Origin of the sequence: Streptomyces sp. NPDC058284 (assembly GCF_042881135.1) — a bacterium.
Taxonomy (GTDB): Bacteria; Actinomycetota; Actinomycetes; order Streptomycetales; family Streptomycetaceae; genus Streptomyces.
Genome location: NZ_JBHVYE010000033.1, coordinates 1 through 13,181, shown reverse-complemented (window position 1 = coordinate 13,181; position 13,181 = coordinate 1). Strand labels below are relative to the sequence as shown.

Below are 13,181 nucleotides of genomic sequence, written 5' to 3'. Positions count from 1 at the left end.
CAATGCTTCCGACCGATGACCGTACCGCCCCGGGGTGTCCGGGCAAAGCCGAGGGCCCGTGCCCGGACACGGCCGAGGGCCCATGCCGGACGGACATGGGCCCTCGGTGGACCGCTCAGGTCGCGGACGTCGTCCTCAGACGGAGACGAGGTCGCAGACGAAGATCAGCGTCTCGCCCGGCGCGATGCGGCCGCCACCGGCGCCGCGGTCGCCGTACGCGAGGTGGGCCGGGATGGTCAGCTCGCGCCGGCCACCGACCTTCATGCCCTGCACGCCCTGGTCCCAGCCGGAGATGACCTGGCCGGCGCCCAGCTGGAACTCCAGCGGGTTGCCGCGGTTCCAGCTGGCGTCGAACTCCTCGCCGGTGCTGAAGGCGACGCCCACGTAGTGGACCTTGACGAAGTCGCCCGCCTTGGCGACCGCCCCGTCACCCTCCCAGATGTCCTTGATCTGCAGATCGGCCGGCGGCTCGCCGACGGGGAAGTCGACCTCGGGCTTGTCGATGCTCACGAAAATGCTCCTGCTTTGATACGAAAGGTCAGCGCGGACAGTCTTGCATCCCCCGAGGGTCACATCTTCGCGAGGATGTCCACGCAGAAGACCAGCGTGGAGTCCTTCTTGATGGGGGTGCCCTGCGGGGGCTTCTCGCCGTACCCCAGCTCCGGCGGGATGACGACCAGGACGCGGCTGCCGACCTTCTTGCCGGTCAGACCCTGCGCCCAGCCCTTGACGACCTGCGCGAGCTGGAACGAGGCCAGCTGCTTGCGCTTGTACGAGGAGTCGAACTCCTTGCCGTCCGCCCACAGCACGCCCTCGTACTGGCACAGGAGGCTGTCGGTCTCCTTCACCTCGTCACCGTCGCCCTCGATGATGTACGACGCGACGAGCTTCTCGGGGGCCTTCGCCTTCGGGATGTCGATGGAGGGGGCCTTGCCGTCGGTGTTCGTGCCGACCTTGGGCAGGTCCTTGTTGGACTGCGCCACCTCCTTGCCCTTCGCCGAGCTCTTGGCGGTGAAGGTGCCGACCAGGTCGACGACGAACACGAGGGTGTCCGAGCCCTTGATGCCCGCGTCCTTGTTGCCCTGCTCGCCGTAACCCATCTTCGGGGGGATGGCGAGCTCCACGCGGCTGTCGAGCTTCTTGCCGACCAGCGCCTGGTCCCAGCCGGGAATGACCTGGCCGACGCCGATCGGGAAGACCGTGGGATTGCCGCGGTCGTAGGAGTTGTCGAAGACCTTGCCCGTCGCCCAGATCTGGCCGAGGTAGTTGGCCTGCAGATAGTCGCCCTTGACGACCTCCTTGCCCTTGCCCTCGATCAGGGTCTTGACCGCCAGGTCGGAGGACGCCTTGCCCTTGCCCTTGGCCACGGTCGGCTTCTCGCCGAACTTCGTGCCCTTCGTGATCTCGGGCAGCGGACCGTCCACGATCTTCGCGGTCGGCGGCGCCGACGCGGAGTTGGTCGGGCTGTCGCTGGGCTTGGTCTTGGCCTTGTCGGCCTTGTCGTCACCACAGCCTGCCAGCGTGAGCAGGCCGGCCGGGACAGCAAGGAGGAGTGAGCGTCGGCGCACGGTGGGGGCCTCGTATCGGTCGATCTTGTGGTTGGAGTGCGCGCAACTCTACGGCGTGAGAAGGGCGCCGCACGAGGAACGTGCGGCGCCCGCGTTGCGTTCCCGCAACGTCACTCCATTCACCCGGCCCACTTGGCTCACATGCCGGCGATGAGCTTCTCCACCCGGTCGTCCACGGAACGGAACGGGTCCTTGCACAACACGGTGCGCTGTGCCTGGTCGTTGAGCTTGAGGTGGACCCAGTCGACCGTGAAGTCCCTGCGCTGCTCCTGGGCCCGCCGGATGAAGTCGCCGCGCAGCCGCGCCCGGGTGGTCTGCGGCGGCACCGACTTGCCCTCGAAGATCTTCAAGTCGTTGCAGATACGGGCGGCTTGCCCCTTCTTCTCCAGGAGGTAGTAGAGCCCCCGCCGACGGTGGATGTCGTGGTACGCGAGGTCTATCTGCGCGACCCGCGGGTGCGACATGGTCATGTTGTTCTTGGCCCGGTACCGCTCGATGAGCTTGTACTTCATGACCCAGTCGATCTCGGTACCGATGCGGTCGAGGTCCTCGGTCTCGATCGCGTCCAGCGTGCGGCCCCACAGCTCGAGGACCTGCTCGACGGTGCCGGTGCGGATACCGCGGCGGTCGACGAAGTCCACCGCCTTCTCGTAGTACTCGCGCTGCACTTCGAGGGCCGAGGCCTCACGACCGCTGGCCAGACGCACCTTGCGGCGGCCCGTGATGTCGTGGCTGACCTCGCGGATGGCCCTGATCGGATTCTCCAGGGTGAGGTCGCGCATCACCGTGCCCGCCTCGATCATGCGCAGCACGAGATCGGTGGCGCCGACCTTCAGGAGCATGGTCGTCTCGGACATGTTCGAGTCGCCGACGATGACGTGGAGCCTGCGGTACCGCTCGGCGTCCGCGTGCGGCTCGTCGCGGGTGTTGATGATCGGCCGGGAGCGGGTGGTCGCGGACGACACGCCCTCCCAGATGTGCTCGGCACGCTGGCTGACGCAGTACACGGCGCCGCGCGGAGTCTGCAGCACCTTGCCCGCCCCGCAGAGCAGCTGACGGGTGACGAGGAACGGAATGAGAATGTCCGCGAGTCGCGAGAACTCTCCGTGACGGGCCACCAGATAGTTCTCGTGACAACCGTAGGAGTTTCCCGCCGAATCGGTGTTGTTCTTGAAGAGATAGACGTCGCCCGCGATTCCCTCCTCATGCAGACGGCGTTCGGCGTCGACGAGCAGGCCTTCCAGAATGCGCTCGCCCGCTTTGTCGTGGGTGACCAACTCGGTCACGTTGTCACATTCGGGCGTTGCATATTCCGGATGTGATCCCACGTCAAGATAGAGGCGGGCGCCGTTCCGCAGGAAGACGTTGCTGCTGCGGCCCCATGACACGACACGGCGGAAGAGGTAGCGCGCCACCTCGTCAGGCGACAGGCGGCGCTGTCCCCTGAACGTGCACGTGACGCCGTACTCGTTCTCCAGCCCGAAAATGCGGCGGTCCATGACTGAACATTACGCCTGATGCCCGGCACTGAAACCGGGTTCGACGGCACCGTTTCGATCATTTTCCGATGAACCCGCAACGACCCCGCAATCGTCGCCGGCCACCAGTACCCGCGCGGTGGCCAGCAAAACCAGAAGCGCGCCCCCACCTGCGAGCCCCGGCACCGCGAAGCCCCACTCCGTACCTCCCCATTCAACGACCGGCCCCGCGGCGGCCGTCCCGAGCGAGGCGCCCACGGTGAACGTCGTCACCAGCCACGAGAACGCCTCCGTGACCGTGCCGCGCGGCGCGTGCCGGTCGACGATGATGAACGCGCACGCGAGCGCCGGCGCGAGGAATACACCGGCGACCGCGGTGAGCCCCGTCATCGCGAGCGCCCCCGGCGTCAGCGTCAACGGCACGTAGCAGACGGCCAGCAGCGCCACGAGCACGGTGAGCCGCCGCTCCGGCACCCCGCTCCACCGCCGCGCCCCGTACACGGAGCCGCCGAGCAGCGCACCGAGACCGAGCGCCGCCATCATCCAGCCGTAGACCGCGTCACCGCCGTGGCCGTCCGCGTACGACACCCCGGCAACCGTGATGGAACCCAGCGCCATGCCGATGAAGAGGAACGCCCCGAGGAGCGCGAGAAGTCCGGGCGAGCGCAGGGCCCCGAGCCAATGCGCCTCCCGGGGCGCCGAGCGCCAGGCGCGCGAGGGCCGCGACATCACCACGGAGAGCGCCCCCAGCACACCGACGGCGTTGACCACGAGCAGCGCCGCCTGCTCCGACCAGAGGGCCACGCAGGCCGTCACGAGCAACGGTCCGACGGTGAACATGACTTCCTGCGCGATGGCGTCCATGGCGTACGCCGTGTGCACCTGCTCCTCCTTGCCGAGGACGCTCGGCCACAGGGCGCGCAAACCCCCCTCCAGGGGCGGCGTGAAGAGGCCCGCCGCACCCACCGAGACGTACGCGAGCTCCAGCCGGTCGGGGCCCGTGAAGGCGAACGCCGCCATGCCCACGGCGGACAGGAGCGCGGCGGGAAGCTGGACACGTGGCTGGCCGTGCACGTCGACGAGGCGGCCGAGGAGCGGCTGGCCGACGGCGTTGGCGACGCCGTACACCGCGGCGAGCGCGCCCGCCAGGCTGTACGTGCCGCCCTCGGCGCGGATGAACAGCACGATGGCGATGGCCGCCGTGGCGTTCGGGAGCCGGCCCACCAGCGTCCCGGCCAGCAGCCGCATCGCGTATCTGGTCCGCAGGATCTGCGCGTATCCGGCTGCCATGGCCCGTCCCTTCGCCGGGCGACACCGCCCAAGGTTTTACGTATAACGTCGAGCGTCATACGTACCATGAACGCTGTCCGCGGGTCCACAGCGTTTCCACACGCGCCCGCACCCGCACACGCACGCGCGTCCCACCGCGGACACGATCCGGGAGGTAAGAGTGGCCGGGCCACAGCAGGAAACCGCGGGGCCCCGCCCCACGAGCCGCGACGTCGCACGCGCCGCCGGAGTCTCCCAGGCCACCGTCTCCCTCGTACTCGGCGACAAATGGCGCGGCCGCGTCGCCGAACCCACCGCCGAACGCGTACGCACCGCCGCACGAGACCTCGGCTACCGCCCCAACCTCGCCGCCCGCAACCTGCGCCTCGGCAGAACCAGAACAGCCCTCCTCGTCGTCCCCGAACTCACCAACGAATTCTTCGCACACGTCTACACCGGCGTCGCCCGCATCGCCGCCCGCCACGACTTCGGCGTCGTGCTCTACCCCTCCCCCGACGGCATCGGCCCCGCCCGCGACCCCTTCGCCTCCGCACGCGCCTCACTGGACGGCGTACTCGCCTCCTCCATGGCCTCCGACACCCTCGCCACCATCCGCGGCGACGACCTCCCCCTCGTCATGCTCGACAGCGACCCCGCAGGCAGCCACGGCGCCGCCACCGTCAACCTCGACCTCGCCGACGGCATGCGCCAGGCCACCGAACACCTCCTCGCCCTCGGCCACCGCGACTTCCTGCACCTCGCGGCCGACGTCGACTCCTGGACCTTCGACGTACGCGCCGAAGCGCTCGCCCACACCCTGCGCGGCACCCACACCGCCGTACGCCGCATGACCGCACCCCTCAACGTCGAAGGCGCCCGCGCCGCCGCCGAAGCCGCCCTCTCCGCCCCCGGCCCCCGGCCCACCGCCATCATCTGCGACGACGACTTCCTCTCCGCGGGCGCCTGCAAAGCCGCCCGCCGACTCGGCCTGCGCATCCCCGAGGACATCTCCGTCACCGGCTTCGACGACCTCACCCTGGCAACCGCCGTCGAACCCGAACTCACCACCGTCCGCCTCCCCGCCGAACGCTTCGGAGAACGCGGCATGGAATCCCTCGTCGCCGTCCTGGAAGGCCGCACCCCCGACGCCACACCACTCCCCGTCCACCTCATCGTGCGCGGCTCCACCGGTCCCGCCCACTGACCCCGGCCCCCGGCCTCCGCCCCCCGGGCATACAAAAGCGCCCCGCGCTCCGGCCGTCGGACCGGAACACGGGGCGCACCGCGCCGAAGGGCTACTCGACGTCGCCGCCGGACGTCTGCACGGGACCCGAGCCCGAGCCCGAGTCCGTGTCCGTCTCGGTGTCGGAGTCCGCGTCCGTCGCACCGCCCTCATCGAGCAGACGCGAGAGCTGACGCCCCACGATCCGCTTGAACTTCCGCTGCTGAGGCCGCGTACGGTCCAGGACCGCCACCTCCAGCCGCTCCGCGGGAATCTCCCGCTCACTGCCGTTGGTGTCACGGGACAGCGCCTGCACCGCGAGCTTCAACGCCTCGGCGAGCGTCATCCCGTCCTGATGGCGCTGATCCAGATAGCTACTGATCTGCTCCGCGTTACCACCCACCGCGACCGAACCGTGCTCATCCACGATCGAACCGTCATGCGGCAGACGGTAGATCTGATCACCGTCCGGCGTCGTGCCGACCTCCGCGACGACCAGCTCCACCTCGTACGGCTTCTCCGCATTGCTGGAGAAGATCGTGCCCAGAGTCTGCGCGTAGACGTTGGCCAACCCACGAGCCGTCACATCGGCACGGTCATAGGTGTAACCACGAAGATCGGCATAGCGGACCCCGCCGATCCGCAAATTCTCGTACTCGTTGTACTTACCGGCGGCCGCGAAGCCGATCCGGTCATAGATCTCGCTGAACTTGTGCAGCGCACGGGACGGGTTCTCACCGACGAACACGATGCCATCGGCAAACTGCAACACGACAAGGCTGCGACCGCGGGCGATACCCTTCCGGGCGTATTCCGCCCGGTCGGCCATGGCCTGCTGGGGTGAGACATAGAACGGCGTCGACACCGGATCCGTCCCTTTCTGTCAAAACTTCAGTCAGTGGCGAAAACGGAGCGATCAGAGCAACGCGGCCCGCGGGCCGTCCGGCTGCTCAAGCCGCTTCTCCAGGATCGAACGCGCGATCGCGGAGGACTCCTCCTCCGTCAGCCGCCGGAACCCCTCATCAGTGATCACCGTGACGATGGGGTAGATCCGGCGCGCCACATCCGGACCGCCGGTCGCCGAGTCGTCATCGGCCGCGTCGTACAACGCCTGGATGACCAGGGTCGTCGCCTGCTCCTCCGTCAGACCCGCGTGGTACAGCTTCTTCATCGCACCGCGCGCGAAGACCGAACCCGAACCGGTCGCCGCGAAACCGTGCTCCTCGGAACGGCCACCCGTCACGTCGTACGAGAAGATGCGGCCCTTCTCCCGGTCCACGTCGTACCCCGCGAAGAGCGGCACCACGGCGAGACCCTGCATGGCCATGCCGAGGTTGCCCCGGATCATCGTGGACAGGCGGTTCGCCTTGCCCTCCAGCGAGAGCGTCGCGCCCTCCACCTTCTCGAAGTGCTCCAGCTCCAGCTGGAACAGCTTGACCATCTCCACGGCCAGACCCGCCGTGCCGGCGATGCCCACCGCCGAGTACTCGTCGGCCGGGAAGACCTTCTCGATGTCGCGCTGAGCGATCACATTGCCCATCGTCGCCCGCCGGTCACCGGCGAGGACGACACCCCCCGGGAACGTCACGGCCACAATGGTCGTGCCGTGCGGCGCCTCGACCACGCCCTGGGTGGGCGGCAGTTGACGGTTGCCCGGCAGGATCTCGGGCTGATGCTCGGACAGGAAGTCCATGAACGACGACGAACCAGGCGTCAGGAAGGCAGCCGGTAGACGCCCTGCGCCACGAGTATTGGCTTCCACGAGGTTCCCTCCAGGTAGGCGGCAGCCCGACGAACAGTGTCGGGATCGTCTCCCAACTTGCCGATGGCCGAATTGCAGTTGAAGCACGGTACGCCACGGACTTTACCCGTCTCGTGGCAGTGATCCACATGGGCGGCGGGGGCACTGAGACAGATCACGCAGAGCCCCATCTGGGAGGCGATCATCTCGTCGCGTTCGGCTTCGGTCATGCCGTACTGGCGCTTCAGATGCCCCTCCCGCCCCTGGATGGCCCGGCACGCCTTGCAGCGCGTCGACAGGCCATCCGAGGCGGTTCCATTGCAGTGCCACTCAGCATGCGGCTTGATCTGGTCGCAGGTGCGGCAGAGCTTGTGTCCCTCGGGAACGGCTACCTTCTCGCGAACCGACTTGCCGCGAGCTTCTTGGCGACGCTTGTAGTACTCAGCCGCGCATTCGCGGCAACTGGTCTGCAAGCCATCAGGCCGCGACCTGTTCGCCGCGAACGCGCCGACAGGAAGAGTCTGCTGACAAGTAGAGCACTTCTTCCCAATGCCCGATTCGGACATTCGTCACTGTCCACCCTTTTGCACGAAACTCCGTACAAAATCCTCGGCATTTTCCTCCAAGACGTCATCAATCTCGTCAAGAACCGAGTCCACGTCGTCGCTCAGCTTCTCCTGGCGTTCCTTGAGGTCCTCGGAAGCCTGCGCGTCCTGCGTCTGCTCCTCGGTCTCCTCGGTGGAACGCGTCGCCTTCTGCTGTCCGCCGCCGGTGTCCTTGGTCGCCATCTACCTCACCCCGCTCGCTCGGTTAGACGTTCTTGATCAGACCCTACGCTTCGGGTCCGACATCGGCCCCGCTGTTGGCTCAACCTGCGGGACCCACCTGTGTGATTCCCCCGGCGATGACCTTTCAGCCGCCGGAGAGCACCCGAACCAGATCCTCTGCCGTGCGGCAGCGGTCCAGCAGTTCCTTGACGTGGTTCCGCGTGCCGCGCAGGGGCTCCAGCGTGGGGACCCGTTGCAGAGAGTCGCGGCCCGGGAGGTCGAAGATGACGGAGTCCCAGGACGCCGCGGCCACGTCGTCCGCGTACTGCTCGAGGCAGCGGCCGCGGAAGTACGCGCGGGTGTCCTCGGGCGGCTTGCCGATGGCCCGTTCGACGTCCGCCTCGTCGAGGAGCCGCTTCATCTTGCCCCGGGCCACCAGGCGGTTGTACAGGCCCTTCTCGGCCCGTACGTCGGCGTACTGGAGGTCGACCAGATGGAGCCGCGCGGCGTCCCAGTCGAGGCTGTCACGGCGGCGGTAGCCCTCCATGAGCTCCCGTTTGGCGACCCAGTCGAGCTCTCCGGAGAGGCTCATAGGATCGCTTTCGAGGCGGCCGAGTACGTCCTCCCAGCGGGCCAGGACGTCCTTGGTCTGCTCGTCGACGTCGGAGCCGTACCGCTCCTCGACGTATTTGCGGGCCAGCTCGAAGTACTCCATCTGGAGCTGTACGGCGGTGAGTGAACGGCCGCTACGGAGCGTCACGAGATGCTTGAGCGTCGCGTCGTGCGACACCTGGTGGAGGGTGCGCACGGGCTGGTCCACGGCGAGGTCGACCGCGATGAAGCCGTCCTCGATCATGGCGAGGACGAGCGAGGTGGTGCCGAGCTTGAGGTAGGTGGAGATCTCCGAGAGGTTCGCGTCGCCGATGATGACGTGGAGCCTGCGGTATTTCTCGGCGTCGGAGTGCGGCTCGTCCCGGGTGTTGATGATGGGCCGCTTGAGGGTCGTCTCCAGGCCCACTTCGACCTCGAAGTAGTCGGCGCGCTGGCTGAGCTGGAAGCCGTGCTCATGGCCGTCCTGACCGATGCCGACGCGTCCGGCGCCGGTGACGACCTGGCGGGAGATGAAGAACGGTGTCAGGTGCCGCACGATGTCGGAGAAGGGGGTGTCCCGCCTCATGAGGTAGTTCTCGTGCGTGCCGTAGGAGGCGCCCTTGTTGTCGGTGTTGTTCTTGTAGAGGTGGATCGGTTGGGCGCCGGGGAGCTGGGCCGCGCGGTCGGCGGCCTCGGCCATGATGCGTTCGCCGGCCTTGTCCCACAGGACGGCGTCCCGGGGGTTGGTGATCTCCGGTGAGCTGTATTCGGGGTGTGCGTGGTCGACGTACAGGCGTGCGCCGTTGGTGAGGATGACGTTGGCGAGGCCGATGTCCTCGTCGGTCAGCTGGCTGGAGTCGGCGGCCTCGCGGGCGAGGTCGAAACCCCGCGCGTCCCGCAGCGGGTTCTCCTCCTCGAAGTCCCAGCGGGCGCGTCGCGCCCGGTGCATCGCCGCGGCATAGGCGTTGACGATCTGGGACGAGGTGAGCATGGCATTGGCGTTGGGATGGCCGGGGACGGAGATGCCGTACTCCGTCTCGATGCCCATTACTCGCCGTACGGTCATGCGGCCCTCCTTGCCCGGCGGCGCTCCCCTTCGGGAACGGCGCTCAAGTACCGCTGGTTCTCCGGTGCGTGTGCGGTGCCCGTCCCCGCACTGCGCGACTCGGCGGTACCGAAGAGCCTAGAACGCCTTTGCGCTGGTGGGGAGATCATTGCCTTCATTGAAAAGCAGACGGCTGCGGGTACCCGTGAAGGACACCCGCAGCCGCCCTGTGTTCTAGAGGTATTGACCGGTGTTGGCCACCGTGTCGATGGAGCGTCCGGTGTCCGCGCCCTGCTTTCCGGTGACGAGGGTGCGGATGTAGACGATCCGTTCACCCTTCTTTCCGGAGATCCTGGCCCAGTCGTCCGGGTTGGTGGTGTTGGGCAGGTCCTCGTTCTCCTTGAACTCGTCGATGCAAGCCTGGAGGAGGTGAGCGACCCGTAGGCCCTTCTGGTTGGCTTCGAGGAAGGCCTTGATGGCCATCTTCTTGGCGCGGCCCACGATGTTCTCGATCATGGCGCCGGAATTGAAGTCCTTGAAGTACAGGACTTCCTTGTCTCCGTTCGCGTACGTCACCTCGAGGAAGCGGTTCTCCTCGGACTCCGCGTACATCTGCTCGACCACGGACTGGATCATGCCGTGCACCGTGGCGCGCCGGTCGGCGCTGTGTTCGGCGAGGTCGTCCGAGTGGAGCGGGAGCCGTTCGGTGAGGTACTTGGCGAAGATGTCCTTGGCCGCCTCGGCGTCCGGGCGCTCGATCTTGATCTTCACGTCGAGTCGGCCGGGGCGCAGGATGGCGGGGTCGATCATGTCTTCGCGGTTGGAGGCGCCGATGACGATGACGTTCTCCAGGCCTTCCACGCCGTCGATCTCGGCGAGCAGCTGGGGGACGATGGTGTTCTCCACGTCCGAGCTGACTCCGGATCCGCGGGTGCGGAAGAGGGATTCCATCTCGTCGAAGAAGACGATGACGGGGGTGCCTTCGCTCGCCTTCTCGCGGGCACGCTGGAAGACCAGGCGGATGTGGCGCTCGGTCTCGCCGACGTACTTGTTGAGGAGTTCGGGGCCCTTGATGTTGAGGAAGTAGCTCTTTCCCGCGGGCTGTCCGGTCACCTCGGCGACCTTTTTGGCGAGGGAGTTGGCGACGGCCTTCGCGATCAGCGTCTTGCCGCAGCCGGGTGGGCCGTAGAGCAGGACGCCCTTGGGGGGCCGTAGTTCGTGCTCTTTGAAGAGGTCGGGGTAGAGGTAGGGCAGTTCGACCGCGTCGCGGATCAGTTCGATCTGGTTGCCCAGGCCGCCGATCTTGTCGTAGTCGATGTCCGGGACCTCTTCGAGGACGAGTTCTTCGACCTCGCTCTTGGGGACCACTTCGTAGACGTAGCCGGAGCGTGGTTCGAGCAGGAGTGCGTCGCCTGCCCTGATGGTGACGTCGAGGAGTGGTTCGGCGAGCCGGACCACTCTTTCTTCGTCGGTGTGTCCGATCACCAGGGCGCGCTCGCCGTCCTCGAGGATTTCCTTGAGGGTGACGATGTCTCCGACGCTCTCGTACTCCATGGCCTCGACCACGTTGAGCGCTTCGTTGAGCATGACTTCCTGGCCGCGCCTGAGCTCTTCGAGCTCCACGCTCGGGCTGACGTTCACCCGGAGCTTGCGGCCCCCGGTGAAGATGTCCGCCGTGCCGTCCTCGTTCGCCACGAGGAAGACTCCGAAGCCGGCCGGTGGCTGTGCGAGCCGGTCGACTTCCTCCTTGAGGGCCACGATCTGGTCGCGGGCCTCACGGAGCGTGTTGGCGAGCCGCTCGTTCTGTGCGGACACGCCGGCCAGGTTGGTCTGCAGCTCGACGATCCGCTCTTCGAGAATCCTCGTATGACGCGGAGAGTCGGCGAGCTTGCGTCGCAGGACGGCGATTTCCTGCTCGAGATAGGCAACCTGACCGGCGGGGTCCTCGGACCCTCGTCCCGGCCGGATGCCGCGGTTGATGTCGTCGTCGTGGGCTGCCACGGTCCTCACCTCCTCCAAGGGGAGCTGGACGCTTCCAGACCCTACCTGGGTGGGTGTCGATTGAAACCCCTAGATCACAAAGACGATGGGGGTGTGTCCGATCTTCACCCTTGCGCTCTCCCTCACACGAGGTGAATACCCACCCAACAACATCGGAAAGCGGACGGTTGTATCGTCGAAGCGTTCAACACCCGTCAGGGCTGGCCCGACTTGCTGCATTGTCGGGCGGACCGGCGCAGCGACCGGCAGGAGAGATGACCGTGCGGCACGAGGCCGAGACCGGCAGTGAGGGCCACGATCTGGAGGTCTGGATCGACCAGGACCTCTGTACCGGGGACGGTATCTGCGCGCAGTACGCCCCTGAGGTCTTCGAGCTGGACATCGATGGTCTGGCGTATGTGAAGAGTGGTGACGACGAGTTGCTGCAGGCTCCTGGGGCGACAACGCCGGTGCCGCTGACGCTCCTCACCGATGTGGTGGATTCGGCCAAGGAGTGTCCCGGCGACTGCATCCATGTGCGTCGGGTCTCGGACCGGGTCGAGGTGTACGGTCCCGACGCGGCGTGATCGCGCGCCCTTCGGGGGGTGTCAGAGCCTGTGTCATATCCCCGGTCGGATCAGTGGGCGTCGTCTGGTGCGTGCGATCGCAAGGCGCCGGGAAGTCCTCGTAGCGGAGCTACTAGGGCTTTTCGGCAACGCGGCGAGCGTGCGTGCCAGGCGGCGACCACCCGGCCGGGGATATGACACAGGCTCTCAGATGCTGCGGGCCCGGTCGGGGGTGCCCCGTTCGAACGTGCCGTCCTTCCACTGCCACTTGGCTCTGTCCTGCTGGTCGGGGCAGCAGCGGGGTATGTCGGGCGAGGAGTAGCCGAGCAGGGTGGCGGTGACGGCGCCGTCGCGTACGGCGAAGTCGCGCACGTTCTGCCGGTCCTTGGGGTCGAGGAGGGTGGCGACGACGCGCGGCTTGGCCGTGCCTGCCCTGGTGATGACGTAGATCCCGTCGGGCGGTGTGCCCGATCCGGCTTCGCAGTGCACGACGGCGACGGTCTCGGGGCTGCCGTCGCCGTCGAGGTCGCCGGTGGCCTTCTTCTTGACCGCGCTCTTCACGGGGCCGCAGTCGAGTGGGAAGTCGACGGCGGCGGGGTCGGGTGCGGGGGCCGGGGCCGGTGCTGCCGCGGCGGCTCTGGAGTGCGGCTGGGGGCCCGTCTGGGCGGCGGTCGCGTCGTCGGGTTTGAGGAACGCGGAGCCCGCGACGACGGCGGCCAGTGCGGCCGCGGTGGCCAGCCAGTGGATGGGGCGGGCGGTGGTGTGCGCCAGTTCCGGGACCGCGGGGTGCTGCACGAGGAAGTGTCTCCTGTGAGGGCGTGCCGGTGGGGAGGTGGCCAGCATCGTGCCATACGTCACAGTGAGGTGGAACACCGGGGTCGGCGGTGGGTCTTCTGTTTCTTGCGGTACGCGGCTGGTCTCCTGTCAACGAAACGGCGCCGCCGCCGAGTTCCC

Annotated in this window: 13 protein-coding genes; 2 read left to right on the top strand and 11 right to left on the bottom strand. The window is 67.4% G+C overall.

Annotated features, from left to right (window positions below):
* Window positions 1-135: 135 nt before the first annotated feature.
* The 4 genes from ACFVYR_RS32625 to ACFVYR_RS32610 form a co-directional block, all read right to left on the bottom strand.
* Window positions 136-510, bottom strand: coding sequence for an FKBP-type peptidyl-prolyl cis-trans isomerase (locus tag ACFVYR_RS32625; protein ID WP_055567247.1), 375 nt, complete (start codon window positions 508-510; stop codon window positions 136-138).
* Window positions 511-569: 59 nt separating this feature from the next.
* The gene (locus tag ACFVYR_RS32620) at window positions 570-1,568 is read right to left on the bottom strand and encodes an FKBP-type peptidyl-prolyl cis-trans isomerase (RefSeq protein ID WP_384258226.1); all 999 of its coding nucleotides are present in this window, start codon (window positions 1,566-1,568) and stop codon (window positions 570-572) included.
* A gap of 137 nt (window positions 1,569-1,705) precedes the next feature.
* Window positions 1,706-3,067, bottom strand: a complete 1,362-nt coding sequence (gene pafA / locus ACFVYR_RS32615) for a Pup--protein ligase (RefSeq protein ID WP_355810318.1) — start codon at window positions 3,065-3,067, stop codon at window positions 1,706-1,708.
* Window positions 3,068-3,076: 9 nt separating this feature from the next.
* Window positions 3,077-4,336: an MFS transporter gene (locus tag ACFVYR_RS32610; RefSeq protein ID WP_384258228.1), complete on the bottom strand. Its 1,260-nt coding sequence runs from the start codon at window positions 4,334-4,336 to the stop codon at window positions 3,077-3,079.
* 160 nt (window positions 4,337-4,496) lie between these two features.
* Here ACFVYR_RS32610 and ACFVYR_RS32605 point away from each other — a divergent pair, with 160 nt between their 5' ends.
* Complete coding sequence (locus ACFVYR_RS32605) at window positions 4,497-5,519, top strand: LacI family DNA-binding transcriptional regulator (protein WP_384258230.1); 1,023 nt, start codon at window positions 4,497-4,499, stop codon at window positions 5,517-5,519.
* Window positions 5,520-5,610: 91 nt separating this feature from the next.
* Here ACFVYR_RS32605 and prcA read toward each other — a convergent pair whose 3' ends face one another.
* The 6 genes from prcA to arc form a co-directional block, all read right to left on the bottom strand.
* Complete coding sequence (prcA, locus tag ACFVYR_RS32600; protein WP_384258233.1) at window positions 5,611-6,402, bottom strand: proteasome subunit alpha; 792 nt, start codon at window positions 6,400-6,402, stop codon at window positions 5,611-5,613.
* Between the two features lie 51 nt (window positions 6,403-6,453).
* Entirely contained in the window at window positions 6,454-7,299 is an 846-nt protein-coding gene (gene prcB / locus ACFVYR_RS32595) for a proteasome subunit beta (protein ID WP_384258235.1), read from the bottom strand.
* Window positions 7,251-7,844 carry an endonuclease VII domain-containing protein gene (locus tag ACFVYR_RS32590; protein ID WP_384258237.1) on the bottom strand — a complete coding sequence of 198 codons (594 nt, stop codon included), beginning with the start codon at window positions 7,842-7,844 and terminating at the stop codon, window positions 7,251-7,253. Before ACFVYR_RS32590 ends, prcB begins: the two co-directional genes overlap by 49 nt.
* A gap of 3 nt (window positions 7,845-7,847) precedes the next feature.
* Window positions 7,848-8,066, bottom strand: a complete 219-nt coding sequence (locus ACFVYR_RS32585) for a ubiquitin-like protein Pup (RefSeq protein WP_127911314.1) — start codon at window positions 8,064-8,066, stop codon at window positions 7,848-7,850.
* Between the two features lie 124 nt (window positions 8,067-8,190).
* Window positions 8,191-9,702, bottom strand: coding sequence for a depupylase/deamidase Dop (gene dop, locus ACFVYR_RS32580; RefSeq protein ID WP_384258240.1), 1,512 nt, complete (start codon window positions 9,700-9,702; stop codon window positions 8,191-8,193).
* 213 nt (window positions 9,703-9,915) lie between these two features.
* Entirely contained in the window at window positions 9,916-11,682 is a 1,767-nt protein-coding gene (arc, locus tag ACFVYR_RS32575) for a proteasome ATPase (RefSeq protein ID WP_384258242.1), read from the bottom strand.
* A 254-nt stretch (window positions 11,683-11,936) separates the two neighbouring features.
* Here arc and ACFVYR_RS32570 point away from each other — a divergent pair, with 254 nt between their 5' ends.
* On the top strand, window positions 11,937-12,248 hold the full coding sequence (locus tag ACFVYR_RS32570; RefSeq protein ID WP_384258245.1) for a ferredoxin: 312 nt from the start codon (window positions 11,937-11,939) through the stop codon (window positions 12,246-12,248).
* A 186-nt stretch (window positions 12,249-12,434) separates the two neighbouring features.
* Here ACFVYR_RS32570 and ACFVYR_RS32565 read toward each other — a convergent pair whose 3' ends face one another.
* Complete coding sequence (locus tag ACFVYR_RS32565; RefSeq protein WP_384258247.1) at window positions 12,435-13,022, bottom strand: hypothetical protein; 588 nt, start codon at window positions 13,020-13,022, stop codon at window positions 12,435-12,437.
* Between the last annotated feature and the right edge of the window lie 159 nt (window positions 13,023-13,181).